Source organism: Pantoea sp. SOD02 (genome assembly GCF_024707505.1).
Taxonomy (GTDB): Bacteria; Pseudomonadota; Gammaproteobacteria; order Enterobacterales; family Enterobacteriaceae; genus Pantoea; species Pantoea symbiotica.
The window spans coordinates 2,844,383-2,866,044 of record NZ_CP102604.1 but is presented as its reverse complement, the minus strand read 5'-3'; the positions used below and the strand labels follow the sequence as shown (position 1 = coordinate 2,866,044).

At 56.0% G+C, this 21,662-nt stretch carries 19 protein-coding genes; 15 read left to right on the top strand and 4 right to left on the bottom strand.

Going from position 1 to position 21,662, the window contains the following annotated elements:
* Positions 1-6 precede the first annotated feature (6 nt).
* The 3 genes from mlaA to NR302_RS13275 all read left to right on the top strand — a co-directional run bounded on the left by mlaA (position 7) and on the right by NR302_RS13275 (position 3,716).
* A complete protein-coding gene (mlaA, locus tag NR302_RS13285) occupies positions 7-774 on the top strand; it encodes a phospholipid-binding lipoprotein MlaA (RefSeq protein WP_061717873.1) in 768 nt (255 codons plus the stop codon).
* 413 nt (positions 775-1,187) lie between these two features.
* Positions 1,188-2,489, top strand: a complete 1,302-nt coding sequence (locus tag NR302_RS13280; protein WP_258143687.1) for a nitrate/nitrite transporter — start codon at positions 1,188-1,190, stop codon at positions 2,487-2,489.
* Between the two features lie 9 nt (positions 2,490-2,498).
* The gene (locus NR302_RS13275; RefSeq protein ID WP_258143686.1) at positions 2,499-3,716 is read left to right on the top strand and encodes a mandelate racemase/muconate lactonizing enzyme family protein; all 1,218 of its coding nucleotides are present in this window, start codon (positions 2,499-2,501) and stop codon (positions 3,714-3,716) included.
* A gap of 58 nt (positions 3,717-3,774) precedes the next feature.
* Here NR302_RS13275 and fadL read toward each other — a convergent pair whose 3' ends face one another.
* A complete protein-coding gene (gene fadL, locus NR302_RS13270) occupies positions 3,775-5,058 on the bottom strand; it encodes a long-chain fatty acid transporter FadL (RefSeq protein ID WP_008101276.1) in 1,284 nt (427 codons plus the stop codon).
* Positions 5,059-5,417: 359 nt separating this feature from the next.
* Here fadL and NR302_RS13265 point away from each other — a divergent pair, with 359 nt between their 5' ends.
* The 4 genes from NR302_RS13265 to sixA all read left to right on the top strand — a co-directional run bounded on the left by NR302_RS13265 (position 5,418) and on the right by sixA (position 9,998).
* Positions 5,418-5,714, top strand: coding sequence for a YfcZ/YiiS family protein (locus tag NR302_RS13265; protein WP_073980747.1), 297 nt, complete (start codon positions 5,418-5,420; stop codon positions 5,712-5,714).
* A 166-nt stretch (positions 5,715-5,880) separates the two neighbouring features.
* Entirely contained in the window at positions 5,881-7,191 is a 1,311-nt protein-coding gene (gene fadI / locus NR302_RS13260; protein ID WP_258143685.1) for an acetyl-CoA C-acyltransferase FadI, read from the top strand.
* Positions 7,191-9,320: a fatty acid oxidation complex subunit alpha FadJ gene (fadJ, locus tag NR302_RS13255; protein WP_258143684.1), complete on the top strand. Its 2,130-nt coding sequence runs from the start codon at positions 7,191-7,193 to the stop codon at positions 9,318-9,320. Before fadI ends, fadJ begins: the two co-directional genes overlap by 1 nt.
* Positions 9,321-9,515: 195 nt before the next feature.
* On the top strand, positions 9,516-9,998 hold the full coding sequence (gene sixA, locus NR302_RS13250) for a phosphohistidine phosphatase SixA (RefSeq protein ID WP_036647371.1): 483 nt from the start codon (positions 9,516-9,518) through the stop codon (positions 9,996-9,998).
* Between the two features lie 50 nt (positions 9,999-10,048).
* Here sixA and smrB read toward each other — a convergent pair whose 3' ends face one another.
* Positions 10,049-10,597 carry an endonuclease SmrB gene (smrB, locus tag NR302_RS13245; RefSeq protein WP_061717868.1) on the bottom strand — a complete coding sequence of 183 codons (549 nt, stop codon included), beginning with the start codon at positions 10,595-10,597 and terminating at the stop codon, positions 10,049-10,051.
* 159 nt (positions 10,598-10,756) lie between these two features.
* Between smrB and prmB the strand changes: the two genes are divergently transcribed.
* The 6 genes from prmB to NR302_RS13215 all read left to right on the top strand — a co-directional run bounded on the left by prmB (position 10,757) and on the right by NR302_RS13215 (position 15,385).
* A complete protein-coding gene (prmB, locus tag NR302_RS13240) occupies positions 10,757-11,689 on the top strand; it encodes a 50S ribosomal protein L3 N(5)-glutamine methyltransferase (RefSeq protein WP_008101261.1) in 933 nt (310 codons plus the stop codon).
* 46 nt (positions 11,690-11,735) lie between these two features.
* The gene (aroC, locus tag NR302_RS13235) at positions 11,736-12,821 is read left to right on the top strand and encodes a chorismate synthase (RefSeq protein ID WP_008101259.1); all 1,086 of its coding nucleotides are present in this window, start codon (positions 11,736-11,738) and stop codon (positions 12,819-12,821) included.
* An 8-nt stretch (positions 12,822-12,829) separates the two neighbouring features.
* A complete protein-coding gene (mepA, locus tag NR302_RS13230; protein WP_258145195.1) occupies positions 12,830-13,654 on the top strand; it encodes a penicillin-insensitive murein endopeptidase in 825 nt (274 codons plus the stop codon).
* Between the two features lie 8 nt (positions 13,655-13,662).
* Positions 13,663-14,460 carry a sulfite exporter TauE/SafE family protein gene (locus NR302_RS13225; RefSeq protein ID WP_008101255.1) on the top strand — a complete coding sequence of 266 codons (798 nt, stop codon included), beginning with the start codon at positions 13,663-13,665 and terminating at the stop codon, positions 14,458-14,460.
* A 67-nt stretch (positions 14,461-14,527) separates the two neighbouring features.
* Positions 14,528-15,073: an elongation factor P hydroxylase gene (locus tag NR302_RS13220; protein WP_008101253.1), complete on the top strand. Its 546-nt coding sequence runs from the start codon at positions 14,528-14,530 to the stop codon at positions 15,071-15,073.
* 30 nt (positions 15,074-15,103) lie between these two features.
* Positions 15,104-15,385, top strand: a complete 282-nt coding sequence (locus NR302_RS13215; protein WP_008101252.1) for a YfcL family protein — start codon at positions 15,104-15,106, stop codon at positions 15,383-15,385.
* Positions 15,386-15,414: 29 nt separating this feature from the next.
* On the opposite strand, the gene mnmC is transcribed toward NR302_RS13215, so the two are convergent.
* A complete protein-coding gene (gene mnmC, locus NR302_RS13210; RefSeq protein ID WP_258143683.1) occupies positions 15,415-17,427 on the bottom strand; it encodes a bifunctional tRNA (5-methylaminomethyl-2-thiouridine)(34)-methyltransferase MnmD/FAD-dependent 5-carboxymethylaminomethyl-2-thiouridine(34) oxidoreductase MnmC in 2,013 nt (670 codons plus the stop codon).
* Positions 17,428-17,581: 154 nt separating this feature from the next.
* On the opposite strand from mnmC, the gene fabB reads away from it, so the two are divergent.
* The gene (gene fabB, locus NR302_RS13205; RefSeq protein WP_008101249.1) at positions 17,582-18,802 is read left to right on the top strand and encodes a beta-ketoacyl-ACP synthase I; all 1,221 of its coding nucleotides are present in this window, start codon (positions 17,582-17,584) and stop codon (positions 18,800-18,802) included.
* A gap of 218 nt (positions 18,803-19,020) precedes the next feature.
* Entirely contained in the window at positions 19,021-20,202 is a 1,182-nt protein-coding gene (locus tag NR302_RS13200; protein WP_258143682.1) for an MFS transporter, read from the top strand.
* Here NR302_RS13200 and NR302_RS13195 read toward each other — a convergent pair.
* The gene (locus tag NR302_RS13195) at positions 20,165-21,601 is read right to left on the bottom strand and encodes a PLP-dependent aminotransferase family protein (protein WP_258143681.1); all 1,437 of its coding nucleotides are present in this window, start codon (positions 21,599-21,601) and stop codon (positions 20,165-20,167) included. The genes NR302_RS13200 and NR302_RS13195 overlap by 38 nt on opposite strands.
* Between the last annotated feature and the right edge of the window lie 61 nt (positions 21,602-21,662).

Sequence of the window (21,662 nt, the reverse complement as noted above, 5' to 3'; positions counted from 1 at the left end):
AGAAGAATGAATAACCGCCTGACCGGTTTGGCGTTAGCCAGCTTACTGCTGGTGGGTTGTGCCAGCTCAAAACCGGCTGACAATACGGAACCTGCGCAGCGCAGCGATCCGCTGGAAGGCTTTAACCGCACGATGTTTAACTTCAACTACAACGTGCTGGATCCGTATGTTCTACGCCCGGTGGCGGTAGCCTGGCGCGATTATGTGCCGGTGCCGGCACGTAGCGGCATAAGTAATGTATTAGCTAACGTGGAAGAACCTGCCAGCATGGTCAACGCCATTCTGGTTGGTGAGCCGCGCCAGGCAGGTATCCACTTTACCCGCTTCTTCCTGAACACCGTATTAGGGCTGGGTGGCTTTATCGACGTGGCGGGCAAAGCCAATCCGGAGCTGGCGCGTGAAGTGCCGCATCGCTTTGGTAGCACGCTGGGACGTTATGGCGTCGGTTATGGTCCGTATGTTGAATTGCCGGCCTACGGCAGCTTCACCATCCGTGAAGATGGCGGTGACTTCGTTGATACGCTCTATCCGGTATTAAGCTGGTTGAGCTGGCCAATTTCGGTGGGCAAATGGACGCTGGAAGGGATTGAAACCCGTGCGCAGTTGCTGGATTCGGACGCCATTTTGCGTCAGCAGCAAGATCCATATGCCTTCATTCGTAATGCCTACTTCCAGCGACATGACTTTATCGCCAACGGTGGCAAGCTGAAGCCGGAAGATAATCCGAACGCCAGCGCGATTCAGGATGATCTGAAAGATATCGATTCGCAGTAAAGCAGCACTTTTAACAGCGAATAAGACAGGATGGCGTATGTATGCAGGTGCGCATGAATGCGCACCCTACGAAACCCCCACCAAATCACCGTAGGGTTGCCATTTATGGCGACCTATTCACGTAAATCATCGTAGGGTCGCCATTCATGGCGACCGATTCACGCTTAACTGCCAGCATTAACCCATTAGGTCGCCATTTTTTTTCTGGATTTAACTTAAGTTAAATTTTCATCATCATAGTTAGATCCACTTCACGGTAAATTTTGCTATTAATCTTATATCAGGATTAATTCCGCATTCTCTTCACAATTCTTTTACAAAATTAACCTTAACGCTAGTCGTCACTATTCCTGTTGGATAAGTTGAGAAGAAGTAAAACAGCGGTTTACTTCTTCTATCAGCAAGGAAAAGCTATGACAGACAGCACTTCATCTGCAGAAAATCAGTCTCTTTCCGCCGTCGAAACGCCTGTGAATTCACTCAGCACTCGACAACGTTGGTACCAGCTAGCGCTGGTGGTGCTGGCGGCAGGCACCATCTATCCCTTGCTGTATCTGCGGCAATATTATCAACCGACGATGGTGGCTTTTTTTGGCATCAACGACCTGCAGCTCGGGCAACTCTATTCCACACTTGGCACTGTTTTTGTGCTCTGCTATTTGCCCAGCGGCTGGCTGGCAGATCGCGTTGCGCCGCGTATCCTTATCTGTTTTTCACTCTTTACTTCCGGATTACTGGGCTACTTTTACGCCAGCAAGCCAGGGTTTGATTGGCTACTATTGATTTTCGCCTGCTGGGGATTGTCGACAGGATTAACCTTCTGGTCGGCGGTCATCAAACGCGTGAGCTCAATTGCTCAATCCAGCGAGCGCGGACGTTTCTTTGGCATTCTGGATGGTGGACGCGGCATGGTGGAAGCGTCGCTGGCAACCGTTGCGGTGGCGTTGTTTGGCTGGTATGCCGCTCAGGGGCTGGAGCAAACCGGCTTTCGCAATGTCATCCTGATGTATGCCTCGTTGTGTGTCACGCTGGCGGTGATTCTGCTATTTATCCGCGATCCTGCCACCGCGCAGCATCAGGATCGTGTTGCCGCACGTAATAGCAATTTGTGGCTTGATCTGAAAACCCTGGCGGCAAAACCCAATCTTTGGCTGCTGGCGAGCGTGGTGTTCTGCGGTTATCAACTGTTTTGGTCGACTTACAATTTCTCCGCCTATTTACGCACTTCCGACTACGGCGTACCGGCAGCTCTGGCGGCATTTATTACCGCCGGAAAAATGTGGATGAGGCCGATTGGCGGCATCGGCGGCGGCTGGCTGGCGGATAAAATGTCGCGGGCTGGCGTACTTTGTGGCGTGTTGATCTGCGGTGCGTTCGGCATATCCGCCTTGATTCTGCTGCCAGCAGGCATCCCTCACATTGCGCTGATTGCCTTTGTGCTGTTAGTGGGCATGTTCGCCTATGCGGTGCGCGGCCTTTATTGGGCATTGCTCGATCGCTGCGACATTCCGCCGCACTGTACCGGCCTGGCGATTGGTTTGGTTTCAGTGATTGGCTATTCACCGGATATCTACCTGCCGCTGCTCAGCGGCTATCTCACCCAGCATTTCCCAGGAGCGATGGGATATCGGCTGTTCTTCAGCTATATCGTAGTGATTACCTTGTGCGGTGCCTTTGGCGCCTGGCGTTTGCACGTTCGCTTTAATCGAAAATAAGGAAGCCTGATGAAAGTTATCTCACTGGAAACTCACGTTGTTGCCGTTCCGCCACCGCATCTCGGCGGTATGTATTGGCTGTTTGTTAAACTTAAGACCGACGACGGCATCGAAGGTGTAGGCGAAATTTATGCTGCCACTTTTCACCCTGATGCGATGGTGCCGATCATCAACGATGTGTTTGAACGCTATCTGCTGAATCAGGATCCGCATCATACCGAGCGTCTGTTCCGCCAATGTTACTCCAGCGGCTTCACGCAACGCCCCGATCTCACCATGATGGGCGTCGTCAGCGGTTTAGAAATGGCCTGTTGGGATATCGTCGGCAAGGCGGCTAATCAGCCGGTTTATCAGTTGCTGGGCGGCTTGGTTCAGCCGCGTCTGCGCTCTTATACCTATCTTTATCCGGTCAATCATCGCGGCGAATATGATTATGACGATGCGGATCTGGCGGCGGAATGTGCGGCGGAAAACGTACGCAAAGGCTTTACGGCGGTGAAATTCGATCCTGCCGGGCCTTACACCGCCTATTCCGGCCACCAACTCTCGGTTGAAGTGTTGGACCGCTGTGAACTGTTTTGCAAACGCATTCGTGAAGCGGTCGGCAGCAAAGCCGATCTGTTGTTTGGTACACATGGGCAGATGGTGCCGTCATCCGCCATTCGTTTGGCGCAGCGGCTGGAGAAGTACGATCCGTTGTGGTTTGAAGAGCCGGTGCCGCCCGGACAGCCTGAAGCGATGGGGCAAGTGGCGCGCAGCACCTCAATCCCTATCGCCGCAGGTGAACGCCTGACCACCAAATACGAATTTCACCAGTTGCTGCAAGCCGGCGCTGCCAGCATTCTGCAGATGAACGTGGCGCGGGTGGGCGGCTTGCTGGAAGCGAAGAAAATCGCCGCGCTGGCCGAGGTGCATTACGCGCAAATCGCGCCGCATCTGTATAACGGACCGATTGGCGCAGCGGCGAGCATTCAGTTAGCGGCTTGTACGCCGAACTTTTTGATTCAGGAGAGCATTGGCTGCTGGGATGGTTTTCACGCGGAAATTCTTAAGCGTCCAATTCAATGGGAAGAGGGTTATATCATTCCATCGAATGAACCGGGTCTCGGCGTTGAACTGAATATGGATGTGGTGGCGAAGCATGCGTCGTACAGCGGCAAACGCCTGCATTTACAGATGGGCGAACATCCGGCGGATGTGAAGGATCTGGCACCGGCGCGCGGATAGAAACAGGCAATAAAAAAACGGCGACATCACTGTCGCCGTTTTCATTGCTATCTGCACATCAGAACTTGTAGTTAAAGTTCGCGCCGTACAGCCAGGCTTTACCTTCAGAGTTAAAGGTATACGGGCCTTCTTTCACGGTGACTTTCTGACCGTGCATGTAAGAAATACCCAAGTCGACTGAAGCATCTTCATTGAACGCGTATGACGCACCGGCGCTCAACCACAGACGATCCTGATCCGGGATGGAGATAGAGCGCTTATCGGCCGGAACCGGGCTGTCATCAAAGGCGATACCGGTACGGAAGGTCCAGTTGTCGTCATAGAAGTACGAGGTACCTAACGCGATGCGATAAGCATCGTGGAAGCCTTCATCCTTATAGAACAGCGTCTGGCCATTGCTGCCGGTGGCTTTCAGCTCCTGGAATTGGCTCCAGCTGGTATACGTGAGGCTATAGTGAACCGCCCATTGTGGTGCGACTTTATGGTAGCCGGACAATTCCCACATCTCAGGCAGATTCAGCGTCAGAGAACCCGGAATGGTTGAGCCGCCGGTGCCGTATGGCAGACCTAACAACTGCGCCTGTGGCAGGGAGTTCACGTAACCTGGCAAGCTGCTTTTGTAATCGCCGTCAAAATCGATTTTAACTTCTGAGCGATAGGTGAAACCGAAGCGGTTGTTCTTATCCACTTCATACAAAATGCCGGCGTTCCAGCCGTAGCCCCATTCATCGCCCTTTAAATGGGCAATTTGGGTATCGGCAGGAATGCCTAGCGCTGCGCCAGATTCACCGGCATAACGCTCAATTTTCGCCTTGGCATAAACCGCATCAAAGCCGATACCGAAGCTGAAATTCTCATTCAGTCGATAAGCGGTGCTGATATTAAAGTTGCCGGTCATCAGGTCGGTTTTGCCGCCATAACCACCTGCGGTATAGCCATTATTAAATTCGGTTGCCAGACCATAGTTGGAGGTTGCAGACGCACCAATCCACCACTGATCATTAATCGGATGCACGTAGTGAAGATTAGGGATCCACTGATTCGGCGCAATATTCTTGGCATCAAGGCTGCGACCAGACGGGCTTTGGCCGCTAATATCCACTTCAGGATCAATATAAACCGCACCAATCGAGAAAGAAGGGCGATCCATTAACGCCATGGTTGCCGGGTTACGGCTGGCAGAGGCGGCGGTATCACCCATCGCACCTTCACCGGAATACGCACGACCTAAACCAATTGCTGAGAATTCATTCAGTTGAAAGCCCGCGGCGTAAACATGAGAACAGACGAGCGTTACTGCAGCTGCCACAGCTGACTTTGCAAACAGGTTTTTATGGTTCATGACCACAACCTCATCTAGATTTATTATTTAACGTTGTTACGTCGCGTAACAAAGAGCGGCGAATTGTAGGGACTGACGTCAAAACCACATATCAGACCAGTGCGACGAGTATAGGTCCGACCTGTGTATTTGTTGCAATATTGTTTTTTAAATATTTCTGATTTGATCGATAAAATCAGATCTGCTTAACAAAATCTTAGCGGTTCGCCTTCAACATAGCTTTCAATTTTGTTCTGGATCAATTTTTAGTGTGATATTCGTCACTTAGCGGCTTGATCGTGGATGTGAAAACCCAGCAGGCGTACACTTTGCGGCAGAAAATGATCCGATTGTGTTGAATTTATCGTCAGGAGAAAACCATGACTGATGCCATTAAAAAATGTAGTGCGAACGAAACGGCCGCCTGCTGCTGCGTAGATGTGGGAACCGTGATGGACAATACCGATTGCACCGCGAGCTGGTCTGGCGTGTTTGCCGATCGTCATGCGGCAGATGCGATGCTGGCGCATTTGACCGAGCGCGCACGTCAGGTGGAATCCGATCCCTGCGATATTCGTGCAGAATTTGCCAATGAAGGCGATGCAGTGCGCCTGTCTATCGACTTCACCTTTGCCTGCCAGGCGGAAACCCTGATTTTCCAGCTCGGCCTACGCTAAACCCGCCGCTGCCGAAACCCCTTCGGCAGCCTTAACTCATTTTCGTGTATTCCCTCGCACTTTTTTCCTCTGCTTATTGGCTACTTAGCAACACTTAGTTAACACTGATGATCAGGTCAGACCTGTTTGGCAATGATGCCCCGGTCGAAAATTACAGGTGATTGCAATGAGCAAAGCGCAGCCGCTGCTGACGCGTCAGGGCGAACGTATCGCCATAACCCACGGATTACGCACCCCTTTTGCCCGTCAGGCGACCGATTTTCACGGTATTCCCGCGCTGGAGTTGGGACGCATGGTGATCAGCGAACTGATGGCGCGCAGTGAATTACCGGTCGAGGTTATCGATCAACTGGTGTTTGGCCAGGTGGTGCAGATGCCTGAAGCGCCGAATATTGCGCGAGAAATTGTTCTGAGCAGCGGACTAAGCGTACATACCGATGCGTATAGCGTCAGTCGCGCCTGCGCCACCAGTTTTCAGGCGGTGGCAAACGTGACGGAAAGTTTGATGGCGGGCACCATTGATGTCGGCATTGCCGGTGGCGCGGATTCATCCTCGGTGCTGCCGATTGGCGTCAGTAAGACGCTGGCGCGTGCGCTGGTGGATCTCAACAAAGCGCGCAGTTTCAGCCAAAAAATCAGCATCCTGCGTCGTTTGCGTCCGCGCGATCTGTTGCCAGTGCCACCGGCGGTGGCGGAGTATTCCACCGGATTACGTATGGGCGATACCGCCGAGCAGATGGCGAAAAGTCACGGCATCACGCGTGAACAGCAGGATGCGTTAGCGCTGCGTTCGCACCAGCATGCGGCGCGCGCCTGGCAATCGGGCGTGCTAAGCCAGGAAGTGATGCCGGCGTTTGTGCCGCCGTGGAAAGCGCCCATTGAGCAGGACAACAATATTCGCTTTAACGCTAGCGCCGCCGATTACGCCAAGCTGCGTCCGGCGTTTGATCGTCGCCACGGTTCAGTGACCGCCGCCAACAGCACGCCGCTGACCGATGGTGCCGCGGCGGTGATCCTGATGCGCGAAGGGCGCGCACGCGAACTCGGCATTCAGCCGCTCGGCTATCTGCGCAGCTACGCCTTCACGGCGATTGATGTCTGGCAGGACATGCTGCTCGGACCAGCCTACGCCTCGCCGCTGGCGCTGGACCGCGCTGGCATCACGCTCAACGATCTGACGCTGATTGATATGCATGAAGCCTTTGCCGCACAAACCTTAGCGAACCTGAAAATGTTCCGCGATGAACGCTTTGCGCGCGAGGTGTTGAATCGTCCGCATGCGCTGGGCGAAGTGAATGAAGAGCGCTTTAACGTGCTCGGCGGATCGATTGCTTATGGTCATCCGTTTGCCGCTACCGGCGCACGCATGATTACGCAAACGCTGCAGGAATTGCGGCGGCGCGGGGGCGGTTTAGGATTGGTCACCGCCTGCGCGGCGGGCGGCTTGGGCACGGCAATGGTTCTGGAGGCCGAATAATGAGCGAATCTGCCTTTCATTTACATATGCGCCTCGATCATGTCGGTGTGATTACCATCGATGTGCCGGGCGAGAAGATGAACACGCTGAAGGCCGAATTTGTGCCGCAGATCAAAGCGGTGCTGGATGAAGCGCGCAGCCATCAGGATTTAGCCGGATTAGTGTTGATCTCCGGCAAGCCAGACAACTTTGTTGCCGGTGCGGATATCAGCATGATCGCCAGCTGCAAAACGGCTGAAGAAGCTGAAGCGCTGGCAAAGCAGGGACAAGATGTGATGGCGATGATTGCCGCGCTGCCGTTTCCGGTGGTGGCGGCGATTCACGGTGCCTGCCTTGGCGGCGGCCTCGAGCTGGCGCTGGCCTGCGATGCGCGCATCTGTTCGCTGGATGACAAAACGCGCCTCGGTTTGCCGGAAGTACAGCTCGGTTTGCTGCCGGGTTCTGGCGGTACGCAACGTTTGCCGCGCCTGATTGGCTTGCAGCAGGCGCTGCCACTGATTCTCACTGGCAAACAGCTGCGCGCCAAACAGGCGCTCAAACTCGGGATTGTGGATGACGCGGTGCCGCAATCGATTCTGCTGGAAACGGCGATTGCGCGCGTACATAAAGGAAAAGGCGCTCGCCGTGAACTTTCGCGCCGCGATCGTTTGCTGCAGGGGCCGATTGCGCGTCAGGTGCTGTTTTCACTGGCACAGCGTCAAACCCACAGCAAAACCCAGGGCAACTATCCTGCGGCTGACCGTATTCTTGAAGTGGTGCGCATCGGTCTGGAGCAGGGCAGCAGCGCCGGGCACGAAGCGGAAGCGCGCGCCTTTGGTCAACTGGCGATGACGCCAGAATCGGCCGCGCTGCGTAGCCTGTTCTTCGCCTCAACCGCCTTAAAGAAAGAGTCGATGGCGAGTGTTGAACCGCAAACGCTGAAGCAGATTGGCGTGCTTGGCGGAGGGTTGATGGGCGGCGGCATCGCCAGCGTCACGGCGCTGAAAGCCGGTTTGCCGGTGCGCATTAAAGACATCAATCTCGTCGGCGTAAATCATGCGCTGCAATACAGCTGGGACTTGTTGAGCAACAAGGTGAAGCGGCGTCAAATGAAAGCGGCTGAACGTCAGCAGCAGATGGCGCGCATCAGCGGCGGCATCGATTATCAAGGGTTCAGCCAGCGCGATCTGGTGATCGAAGCGGTATTTGAGGATCTGGCGCTCAAGCAGCAGATGGTCAGCGAAATCGAAAGTCATTGCCAGCCGCACACCATATTTGCCTCCAATACCTCGTCGCTACCGATTGCCGACATTGCCGCCCATGCGCAGCGACCGGAAAATATTATCGGCCTGCATTACTTCAGCCCGGTGGACAAAATGCCGCTGGTGGAGGTGATTCCACATGCCAATACCTCAGCGCAAACGCTAGCGAACACGGTGCAGCTGGCGCGGCAACAGGGTAAAACAGCGGTGGTGGTAGCAGATCGTCCTGGCTTTTATGTAAACCGCATTCTCGCGCCCTATATAAATGAAGCGATGCACTGTTTGCAGGAAGGTGAGCCGATTGAGCATATCGATCGTGCTTTAGTGAAATTCGGTTTTCCGGTTGGGCCGTTGCAACTGCTGGACGAAGTGGGCATTGATGTCGGCAGCAAAATCAGCCCGATTCTTGAGCAGGCTTACGGTTCTCGCTTCAGCGCACCCAGCGCCGCGAACGCCATTCTGGCTGACGGCAGAAAAGGGCGTAAGAACCACAAAGGATTCTACCTCTACCAACGTTCGCGCTGGCCGGGCAAGCGCAAAGCTGATGCGTCAATCTACACGCTGTTGAACATCAAACCGCAGGCGAAGCAGAGCGAAGCGCAGATCGCCGAGCGCTGCGTAATGATGATGCTGAACGAAGCGGCACGTTGTCTGGATGAAGCGGTGATTCGCAACGCGCGCGATGGCGATATTGCAGCGGTATTTGGCATCGGTTTCCCGCCGTTCCTCGGCGGCCCGTTCCGCTATATGGATCAACGCGGCATTGGCGATACCGTCAAAGCATTAAGCTCATTAATGCAGCAACACGGCGAACGTTTTACGCCAAGTGAGGCGCTGATCGCAATGTCAGAACAGCAAACGAATTTTTACACTTCTGCACAATCATGAATAGGCGCACAGATTCAGCGGGTTAGTCAGATGGCTGCGCAGCGGTAAGCGCAGCACCATTCTGAGATATGCTTATTTAATAAACAACCGGTTGACTATACTGAAGCCATTGGGGTAAAACACACCGTTCATTCGCAGAATGAAGCGTCTGGTGCTGTGGTACCGGGCGATATCGACAAACAACAGCGGTGCTTTATGCAAGTTTTTATCATGCGTCATGGCGACGCAGCTCTGGAAGCAGCGAGTGATTCAGTTCGACCTCTCACCCTCTGTGGCTGTGATGAATCGAGAGCAATGGCGAGTTGGCTCAACAGCAAAACGCCAGCAATCGATCGGGTATTAGTGAGTCCGTATCTGCGCGCCGAGCAAACGCTGGCAACGGTACGTGAAACGCTGAATTTGCCGGAAGGGCAGGATGTGTTGCCGGAACTGACGCCAGGCGGCGATCCCGCGATGGTAGCCAGCTATTTGCAGGTGCTGGCGCAGAAAGGGGTTAAATCGGCGCTGGTGATTTCGCATCTGCCGCTGGTGGGTTATTTAGTGTCTGAACTCTGCCCGCAGGAAGCGCCGCCGATGTTCGCCACCTCCGCGATAGCCTGTGTGGACTTTGATGCAGATGCCTGCGAAGGCAAACTGGAGTGGCAGGTCAGCCCGTCAAAACTGGCTAAAGCAATCTAATCTCTGTGGGCCGCTAGCAAACGCGGCCCTATCCTTTTCTACCGCAGCCATCACGGCAATTCAGGCGGCTGCCACTCTTCTACTTCTATCAGCACCAGCAGCGCGGCGTCGCCGCCGAACATTTTCGGTGCCTGATGAAACGCCATCACATGCGGATGTTGTGCCAGCCACAGCGGTGTTTGCTGCTTGAGGATGTGTTTACCGTGCCCGGTCATGACGCTGGCGCAGAACAGATGCTCACGGCGACAGGCAGCGATCAGCGCGCCGAGCTCTTGCTTGGCCTGCATCTGCGTTAAGCCATGCAGATCGAGAAAAATTTCCGGCGTGTAATCGCCACGACGCAACTTTTTCTGCTCGTAATGGCTGACATCGGCGCGCACGTAGCGTACCGGACCTTCGCTGGAAAGCAGCGGCTGAAACTCGTCAGAGAAATAATGACTATTATCGGCTTGCTCTGATATCAGGCGCTTTAACGGCAGTTGGCGCGTTTTCACCACCGGTTTGTGCACGATGGTGTCCTGTTTCAGCTTGCGCGTTCCGGTCATTAACTGGCGGAACATTTGCTGATCGTCCTGGCTTAGCGGCGTTTTTTTACTCATGGCTCTGTGCTGGGGTCAGAAAAGGCTGATAAACATTGAGGCGCATACCTTAACCGTTAGCGTTAACAAATGTCAGCTTTTTCACCTCGCTGCGCTGAATTCTGCCCGGCTTCGTGGCACACTATCGGCCGATTGATTTTATGGCCTGCGGAGGGCTACGTGGACAAGATATTCGTCGATGAGGCAGTGAATGAACTGCACACCATTCAGGACATGCTGCGCTGGGCTGTCAGCCGTTTTTCGGCGGCAGGCATTTGGTACGGCCACGGCACGGATAATCCCTGGGACGAAGCAGTCCAACTGGTTCTGCCCACGCTGTGGCTGCCGCTGGATATTCCAGAAGATATGCGCAATGCGCGCCTGACCGCCAGCGAGCGTCATCGCATTGTTGAGCGCGTGATTCGCCGCGTCAACGAGCGTATTCCGGTGGCGTATCTCACCAACAAAGCCTGGTTCTGCGGCCATGAATTTTACGTTGATGAGCGCGTATTAGTGCCGCGTTCACCGATTGGTGAACTGATTGAGAACCGTTTTGCCGGTTTGATCAGCGATTCGCCTAATCACATTCTCGATATGTGTACCGGCAGCGGCTGCATCGCCATTGCCTGCGCTTACGCCTTCCCGGAAGCGGAAGTGGATGCGGTGGATATCTCCACCGATGCGCTGGCGGTTGCCGAGCAGAACATCGAAGAGCACGGCCTGCTGAACCACGTCACGCCCATCCGCGCCGATCTGTTCCGCAACTTGCCGCCAGTGAAATACGATCTGATCGTCACCAATCCACCTTACGTGGATGCGGAAGATATGGACGATCTGCCGAACGAATATCGCCACGAGCCGGAACTCGGTCTGGCGGCGGGCAGCGACGGCCTGAAACTGGTACGCCGTATTCTGGCCTGTGCGCCGGATTACCTTACCGAACAAGGCGTGCTGATTTGCGAAGTGGGTAACAGCATGGTGCACATGATCGATCAGTATCCAGACGTGCCGTTTACCTGGCTGGAGTTTGATAACGGCGGTGACGGCGTGTTTATGCTGACGCGCGAGCAAATCGTCGCGGCACAGCATCACTTCTCATTCTACAAAGACTAAATAAGAGGGCGAGCGCTCGCCCGCAACATCGCAACAAGGAACCAGCATGGCCGGAAACAGCATCGGACAAGTTTTTCGCGTAACCACTTTTGGCGAGTCGCATGGTATTGCGCTGGGCTGCATCGTTGACGGTGTGCCGCCCGGCATTCCGCTGACGGAAGCCGACATTCAGCACGATCTCGATCGTCGTCGTCCTGGCACGTCGCGCTACACCACACAGCGCCGCGAGCCGGATCAGGTGAAAATTTTGTCCGGCGTGTTTGAGGGCGTGACGACGGGGACTTCAATCGGTCTGCTGATTGAGAACACCGACCAGCGTTCACAGGATTACGGCGCAATCAAAGATCTGTTCCGTCCTGGCCATGCCGATTATACCTACGAGCAGAAATACGGCCTGCGCGACTATCGTGGCGGCGGACGCTCTTCGGCGCGTGAAACCGCGATGCGCGTAGCGGCAGGTGCGATTGCGAAGAAGTATTTGCAGATGAAGCATGGCATCGTGGTGCGCGGCTATCTGGCGCAGATTGGCGATGTGGCTTGCGAGCTGAAAGACTGGAGCATCGTGGAAGAGAACCCATTCTTCTGCCCGGATGCCTCCAAGCTGGAAGCGCTGGATGAACTGATGCGCGGCCTGAAGAAAGAGGGCGACTCCATCGGTGCTAAAGTCACCGTGCTGGCAGAAAACGTGCCGCCGGGCTTGGGCGAGCCGGTATTTGATCGTCTGGATGCGGATTTGGCGCATGCGCTGATGAGCATCAACGCGGTGAAAGGCGTGGAGATTGGCGACGGTTTCGCAGTCATCAACCAGCGTGGCAGCCAGCATCGCGATGAAATTCGTGCCAACGGTTTCCAGAGCAACCATGCGGGTGGCATTTTGGGTGGCATCAGCAGCGGCCAAACCATCAGCGCCAATCTGGCGATGAAACCGACCTCAAGCATTACCGTGCCGGGCAACACCATCACCCGCGACGGCGAAGAAGTTGAGATGATCACCAAAGGTCGTCACGATCCGTGTGTTGGTATTCGTGCGGTGCCAATTGCCGAAGCGATGATGGCGATTGTGTTGATGGATCACCTGCTGCGCCAGCGCGCGCAAAACGGTGACGTCAACAGCAGCGTGCCGCGCTGGTAAGCCCGATGATGCGCCGTCTGCTCATCACCTGTGCCGCGCTGTTATGCAGTGCCGCCGCAGTTGCCGCCACGCCGTGGCAGCAAATTCATCAGCCGATCGCCGGCAGCCCGCAGTCGATTGGCGGTTTCGCCAACGGCTGTATTGTTGGTGCGCAACAGCTGCCGCTCAATTCACCCAATTATCAGGTGATGCGTCAGGATCAGCGTCGTTATTACGGCCATCCCGATTTGATCGCCTTTATTCAGCGTCTCAGCACCCAGGTTCATCAGCTTCAGCTGGGACAAGTGCTGATTGGCGATATGGGCATGGCGGCGGGCGGTCGTTTTAGCAGCGGCCACGCCAGCCATCAAACCGGTCTGGATGTTGATATCTGGCTGCAACTGCCGAAAACCCGCTGGACGGCGCAGCAATTGCTCAAGCCGCAGCCGCTCGATTTGGTTTCTGCCGATGATAAGCAGGTGATTTCACGTCACTGGCAACCACAAATTGATAGCCTGATTAAACTGGCAGCGAAAGACGACGAAGTCACGCGTATCTTCGTCAATCCAGCCATTAAACGGCAGCTTTGTGCCGATGCTGGTAGCGATCGTGCGTGGCTGAATAAAGTACGTCCGTGGTTTGCCCATCGCGCGCACATGCATGTGCGTTTGCGTTGCCCGGCGGGCAGTCTGGAGTGTGAAGATCAGGCTCCTCAACCAGCAGGCGATGGCTGTGGCGCTGAGCTGGATAGCTGGTTCCTGCCGAAAAAACCAGGCAGCACGCCGCCGGTGAAGAAAACGCCGCCGCCACTACCGCCGTCTTGTCAGGCTTTACTCGATAAGCATCTTCTGTAGGTATTTCAATGGATTGGTTCGTTGTTAGCCCGCTAGTCGTTGGTGTGCTGTTTTTCGTGGCAATGCTGGCGGCGTTTATCGACTCGATCGCGGGCGGTGGTGGATTGCTTACCGTGCCGTCATTGCTGGCGGCCGGACTCTCTCCAGCGCAGGCGTTAGCCACCAATAAGTTGCAATCGGTCGGTGGTTCATTCTCAGCCAGCCTCTATTTCATTCGTCGCGGCGCGGTGAAGCTGAACGAGCAGTGGCTGAATATCGCCATGACCTTTCTTGGCGCGATTGCCGGCACCATTCTGATTCAGCACCTACAAGCAGATGTGCTGCGCCAAATCTTGCCGCTGCTGCTGATCTGTATCGGTTTGTGGTTCCTGCTGATGCCGCGTTTGGGTGAAGCAGATCGCGAACGTCGTCTGCACGGTTTGCCTTATGCGCTGGTGGGCGGCGGCTGTGTCGGTTTCTACGACGGCTTTTTTGGTCCCGGCGCCGGCTCGTTCTACGCGCTGGCCTTCGTTACGCTGTGCGGCTTCAATCTGGCGAAAGCCACCGCCCACGCCAAAATCCTAAATTTCACCTCGAATTTTGGCAGTCTGCTGTTCTTTATGTTCGGCGGCAAAGTGGTGTGGGGCACCGGCGCGATTATGCTGCTCGGCGCCGTTATCGGCGCGCGCCTCGGCGCCAGACTGGTATTGAGCCGCGGTCAGAAACTGATTCGCCCCATGGTGGTGATCGTTTCTGCGGTAATGAGCGCCAAATTGTTATGGGACAGTCACGGCGGAGAATTGATGGCCTGGCTGGCCACGCTGTAATCCAACACTCGTCAAGACCGGCTGCCAATGCGACAATGGCGCCGGTTTTTTTTAAAGATTAAAAATTATGAGTACAACACACCATTACGATCAGCTGATTGCCATCTTTGATGGCTGCTTCGTTGACGATTTTCAGACCCGTCTAATTAAAGGCGACGACGAACCTATTTATCTTCCAGCGGATGAAACCTCACCGTGGAATCGCGTGGTGTTCGCGCACGGTTATTACGCCAGCGGACTACATGAAATTTCCCACTGGTGCATTGCCGGTGAAGCGCGCCGCAAGCTGGTAGATTTTGGTTATTGGTATTGCCCGGACGGACGCGATGCGCAAACGCAGAGCCAGTTCGAATCGGTTGAGGTGAAACCGCAGGCGCTGGAGTGGTTGTTCTGCGTGGCGGCGGGCTTTCCCTTCAACGTCAGTTGTGACAATCTCGAAGGCGATTGTGAGCCAGATCGCATCGCGTTTCAGCGTAAGGTTCATGCGCAAGTGATGACGTATCTGGAGCAGGGCATTCCGCTGCGACCGGCCCGTTTCATTGATGCACTGACGAATTATTACGGCACGCCGGCACTGACGGCGGCACAATTCCCCTGGCCGGAAGATCTGTAATCCGCGAAGGTTATAAGAAGAGAGGAAGAGATGATCGTAGAATTTGAAACCCGAATTCTGGCCCTGATTGACGATATGGTCGATCACGCCAGCGATGACGAGTTGTTTGCGGGCGGCTATCTGCGTGGTCATCTGACCCTGGCAGTGGCGGAGATTGAGCTGAGCGGTGAACACACGCCGGAAGCGCTGCAAACTCACGTTACCAACAGCCTGCAAAAAGCCATTGCTGCCGGTGAACTGTCGCCACGCGATCAGGCGCTGGTCACCGGCATGTGGGACAATCTGTTCCTGCAGGCACGTCAAACCGCTTAACGTCTCGGGGCGATCGCTCGCCCCGCAGATTATCGACCCGCTTTTTTACCCTTCAGCAGTTTTCGTACCCAGTAGCGATTTGGATTCATCGCCGCCAGCGTGGCAGCATCCAGCGGCTGCGGTTCGCCGCTCATCTGCGCTGCCAGCACTTCAGCCGCCAGCGGTGCGCTGCACAAGCCACGCGAACCTAGTGCTCCCAACACAAACAAACCGTTATGTACCGGCGCATCGGACACATTTGCAGCGCGCGCACGCTGTTCCGGCAAGTCGGCATACTGCGCCAGGGTGGCGTCATAATCTGGCACGCTGCCGCTCATCGGCAGATGATCGCGCGTGGCACAGCGCACGCCGTTGCGCGCCTGGTTATTTGACACATCAACTTGCTGCGGCCATTGGCTTTCCGGCAAACAGTTGATCAGCCGCTGGCGATTCTCCTGCTGATCGTCGGCGCGGAAATCCGTCGCGGTTTCGCCGCGATGATAGCTAGCGCCGATGCAATGGGTGGCAAAGTTCGGGCTGACCGGCGTGAGATAGCCGTCGTAGCACAGCACGGTGCGCAGCGCGCCTAATGACGGATTGGTCGGCGCGTGGCTCACCTGTCCCGCCACCGCGTAGACCGGCAGCATTTTGCTTTGCTCGAGTTCCAGCAACGCGTGACCATTTGCCAGTACCACTTGGGGATGCTGCACTGGTGGCTGCTGGCTAAAGTGCAACGTCCAGTGATCTTCATCGTGCGTTAACTGCGTGACGCGATGCAGCCAGTGAAGGCGTAATCCCAGCGATTGCGCGTATTCCAGCAAATTGCTGGTTAGCTGAGAAGGCGACAGCCAGCCGCCTTGCGGATAGAAAATCCCGCCGACGCCGAGTTCGACGCCTGCCAGCTGTTGCGCTTCTTCTTTATTAACGCCGTACGCGATGTCATGCGGCAGTTCCATATTGAGCATCTGCGCGATTTTCTCCGCGCTTTTGCTATCCCAGCCCAGCTGCAACACGCCGCTCCAGTCATGTTCAAACTCCACTGGCAGCCGATCGTACAGACGTCGGGCAAAACCAAAAGCCGCCGGGAAGAAGGTGGCCAGCGCGGGATCGTGCTGGTTCAGCAGCGGATAGAGCGCGCCCTGACGATTGCCGGATGCGCCCAGCGCGGGCGCGTCATCGGCGCAATAGAGCGTCACGCGCCAACCGCGTCGCAACAGTGCCAGCGCCAATACTGCACTGGCGACGCCGCCGCCTATCAGCGCCACATCCTGGCTGCTGGCCGGCGGGCGCGCATACCACGGCTGGCTGTGCGGCAATTCTGCAGCCTGTTCCATTACGCCGACCAGCATTTCACGCTTGTGACCAAAGCCTTTGCGCTTCTGCATGCTGAAACCGGCGTCCTGCAGCCCGCGCCGTACAAACCCCGATGCGGTGAAGGTCGCCAACGTGCCGCCCGGACGGGCGAGGCGCGCCATCGCGGAGAACAGCTCTGGCGTCCACATCTCCGGATTTTTCGCTGGCGCGAAGCCATCAAGGAACCATGCATCCACCTGACGATTGAGACTGTCATCAAAGGTGTGAATTAGCGCGTTAATATCACCAAGCCAGAGATCCAGCGTGACTTCGCCGCCGTTAAACAGCAGGCGCTGACAGCCCGGCAACGCCTGCGGCCACTGCTGTTGCAGCTGTTCGGCCCACGGCAGCAGCTCCGGCCAATGGGCATGTGCGGCAGCAAGATCGGCGTGCGTCAGCGGAAATTTCTCGCAGCTGATAAAGTGCAGACGCTGCAAAGTGGCGTTGGGTTGCTCATTACGGAAGCGATCGAAGGCTTGCCACAGGGTGAGAAAGTTCAGACCAGTCCCAAAACCGCTCTCAGCGACAATAAATAAATCGCGCGCATGTGCGGCAAAACGGTGTGGAATGTGGTTGCCATCGAGGAACACGTAGCGCGTTTCCTCCAGTCCATTATCGTTGGAGAAATAGACGTCGCCGAACGCTCGGGACACAGGTGTACCCTGTTCATTCCAGTTTATTTGGGCGTGTTCAACCGGGGTTAATTTCACGGGGAAAGGCTCATATTTGAGGCAGTGGCGCGAGTTTAGCGATAGACGTCACATGACGCAAATTTACAAAGGGAAATGGCTGATCGGACTTGTTCGGCTTACAACTGTACGCTAGAGTGCACGTCATCCAAATATGTGGAACGAGGATTATTGAATGAAACGTGCAGTGATTACTGGCCTGGGTATTGTTTCCAGCATTGGTAATAACCAGCAAGAAGTGCTGGCTTCTCTGCGTGAAGGCCGTTCCGGTATTACTTTCTCTGAAGAGATGAGAGATGCCGGTATGCGCAGCCACGTATGGGGCAACGTCAAACTGGATACCAACGGGCTCATCGATCGCAAAATCGTGCGTTTTATGAGTGATGCCTCTATTTATGCTTACCTTTCCATGGCCGAAGCGATCAAAGATTCTGGCCTGACTGAAGAGCAGTATCAGCAGAATCCACGTGTCGGTTTGATTGCTGGTTCTGGCGGCGGTTCTCCGCGTTATCAGGTGTTTGGAGCTGACGCGATGCGTAGCCCACGCGGCCTGAAAGCGGTCGGTCCTTATGTGGTGACCAAAGCGATGGGTTCAGGCGTGTCTGCTTGCCTGGCAACCCCGTTCAAAATTCACGGCGTGAACTACTCAATCAGTTCAGCCTGTGCCACTTCTGCACACTGCATCGGTAACGCGGTTGAGCAGATTCAACTGGGCAAACAGGACATCGTTTTTGCTGGCGGCGGCGAAGAGCTGAGCTGGGAAATGGCCTGTGAGTTCGATGCGATGGGCGCACTGTCGACCAAGTACAACGAAACCCCAGAAAAAGCCTCACGTACTTACGATGCCAACCGTGACGGCTTCGTCATCGCTGGCGGCGGCGGTATGGTGGTGGTTGAAGAGCTGGAACACGCTCTGGCACGTGGTGCACACATCTACGCTGAGATCGTTGGCTACGGCGCAACCTCTGATGGCGCAGATATGGTTGCTCCTTCAGGCGAAGGCGCAGTGCGCTGCATGAAGATGGCGATGCAAGGTCTCGATACCCCAATCGATTACCTCAACACCCACGGCACTTCTACGCCAGTTGGTGATGTGAAAGAGCTGGGTGCTATTCGTGAAGTGTTCGGCGATAACTGCCCATCACTGTCTGCCACCAAAGCTATGACCGGTCACTCACTGGGTGCGGCGGGCGTGCAGGAAGCGATCTACACCTTGCTGATGCTGGAGCACGGTTTCATCGCACCAAGCATCAACGTGGAAGAGCTGGATGAAGCGGGTAAAGGTCTGAACATCGTGACCAAGCCAACTGAAAAAGCGCTGACCACCGTGATGTCGAACAGCTTTGGTTTTGGCGGAACTAACGCAACTCTTACCATGCGTAAGTTGCCAGCATAATCCCGTAGGGTCGCCATTCATGGCGACCTAATTATGCCAGCAATATCACAAGGGCCGGTTATCCGGCCTTTGTTGTTTTTGACAATCCACCTCCTGCTTGCCTAAACTCTCACTCCATCCGAAATAAAATTATCACTTCACACTAACGTGAACCAAATATCCCGTTTCTGTTTTGGCAGCAAGCGCGTGTCTGGTTAGTACAAGGAGTTTGACCCATCATGACCACGACTGCTGACGCGCAGACGCAATCCGTTATGCCGCTGGCCTGCACCTCATTTGCGGTGTTCCTCACTTATCTGACCGCTGGCCTCGCGCTGCCGGTGATCCCGCTATATGTCCATCATGAACTCGGCATGAGCAACCTGATGGTTGGCGTGGCGGTGGGGATTCAGTTCTTTGCCACGTTGTTAACGCGCAGCTTTGCCGGACGTCGTGCCGATCAGCACGGTGCAAAACTCACCACCCAGCACGGCATGCTGGCCATCGCGCTGGTGGGCGTTGCGTATCTGGCGGCGGCGTTGTTACCGGTTTCTCCGTGGACGAAGTTTGGTTTGCTGGCGATAGGGCGCTTGCTGTTAGGATTCGGCGAAAGCCTGCTGCTGACCGGCAATCTGACATGGGGCATGGGATTGGTGGGTAGCAAACGTTCCGGATTAGTGATGTCGTGGAATGGCATGGCGATTTACGGATCGCTGGCGGCTGGCGCACCGCTCGGCTTGCTGATCAATCAGTACGGCGGCTTTGCTGCGTTGGGCGCTGTCGCGCTGGTTCTGCCGTTGTTGGCGCTGGGGATCAACAGCTGGATTGGTAAAGTGCCGGTCGCCGGTGGCGAGCGGCCATCGCTGTTCAGCGTAGTGAAGATTATCTTTCAGCCGGGATTGGCGCTGGCGCTGCAGGGCACCGGCTTTGCGGTAATCGGCACCTTTACGTCACTCTATTTTGCTGCAGAAAATTGGGGCAATGCCGGTTTCGCGCTGACCGCTTTTGGCTGTGCGTTTGTGCTGGTGCGCGTGTTCTTTGGCGGCTTGCCGGATCGACACGGCGGCGTAAAAGTGGCGATGGTCTCTTTGCTGGTGGAAACCGCCGGTCTGCTGCTGCTGGCGTTCGCCAGTTCTGGCTGGATGGCGCTGATTGGCGCGGCCCTGACCGGCTGCGGCTGCTCGCTGATCTTCCCGGCGCTGGGCGTCGAAGTGATTAAGCGCGTATCGCCACAGATTCGCGGCACCGCGCTCGGCGGTTTCTCGGCGTTTCAGGATATCGCCTACGGTGCCAGCGGCCCGTTGACCGGCTTGCTGGCGACGGCGTTGGGTTACGGCTCGGTCTATGCCGCGGGTGCCTGTTGTGCGGCGCTGGGCATTCTGGTCACCTGGACGTTTGCGCGGAGTGCGACAACAGCGTAACCAGCTTATCGCAGGCGCTGACAATCTCACCGGGCGTCAGCGCTGCAAAGCCCAGTAGCCAGCCCGCTTGCTGCACTTCACCGGCATAAAGCGGCGACAGGCGCGGCAGCAGCAATCCGACTTCGCTGGCTTGTTGCGTGAGTCGCGCTTCATCTCCTTGCAACAGCTGTACCGTCAACTGTAAGCCGCCCGCCGCTGGCAGCGGTTGGAGCCACGGTTGTAGGCGCGTTTCAATTTGCGCCAGCAAGCAGTCACGTCGGCTGCGATAGAGTTGGCGCATCAGGCGCAAATGGCTGGCGAAATGGCCTTGCTGCAGAAACTCTGCGCAAATCGCCTGCGGCAGCAACGCGCTGTGACCATCCATCACGCTGCGCGCGCGGCCCAACGGCTCCACCAGTTGTGGCGGCACCACCATCCACGCCAGTCGCAGCGATGGGAACAGCGTTTTGGAAAAGGTACCAAGGCAAATTACCCGACCATCCGCTGCTAACCCTTGCAGTGCCGGAGCGGGGCGATCGTCGTAGTGAAATTCGCTGTCGTAATCGTCCTCTATCAGCCAGCTATCCTGCTGTTGCGCCCACGCCAGCCACTGCAAGCGCCGCGCCAGGCTCATGGCTGTGCCGGTGGGATAGTGATGCGCCGGTGTCAGATAGACCAATTTCGCGCTGCCGCTCAGCGGCATTGCACCTTCAGCATCCAGCGGCATCGCGCGACAGCGCGCTCCGGCGGCAAGAAACGCATTACGCGCGCCGGGATAACCCGGCTCTTCCAGCCACACTTCGTCACCCGCATCGAGGAACATCAGCGCCAGCAACTGTAGCGCCTGCTGCGAGCTGGTGAGGATCACCACTTGCTCCGCCGTGCAGCGTACGCCGCGCGACAGCGCCAGATAATCCGCCACCGCTTGCCGCAGCGAGGGCAATCCAAGCGGATCGCCGTAACCCATCACTTTGCTGCCCATCGAGCGCTGAACCTGATTGCTGATGCGACGCCACTGCGCGTGCGGGAAAGCGCGTAACTCGGGCGAACCGGCGGCAAAGGCGTGAGGAAAGGGCGGATCCTGACAGCCGCCGGTTGCCAAAACCTGCTGGCCGCGCTGGGAAAAGTGCGGTGATCGCTCGATGCGAGGTTTCTGCATGGGCGATGCCATGCGAATCGAAACAAAAGTTCCTCGCCCAGCGTGACGCTGCAGATAACCTTCGCTCTCTAACTGCGCGTAAGCTGCCTCCACCGTGACGCGCGACAGCGATAAATCGCTGGCTAACTGGCGGCTGGACGGCAACTTCTGCTCATGCCGCAGATGCCCGTTGGCGATGGCCTGACGCAAGGTATTGCACAATCGCTCACGCAAACCGCCCTGAGTTTGATGGCTAAACAGCGCGAGAAATGAAGTGGTCACAATGGTCTTATCACTATGCTGGAAGTGGTATCAATATGCAGACCACTTTGCCGTAAACTAG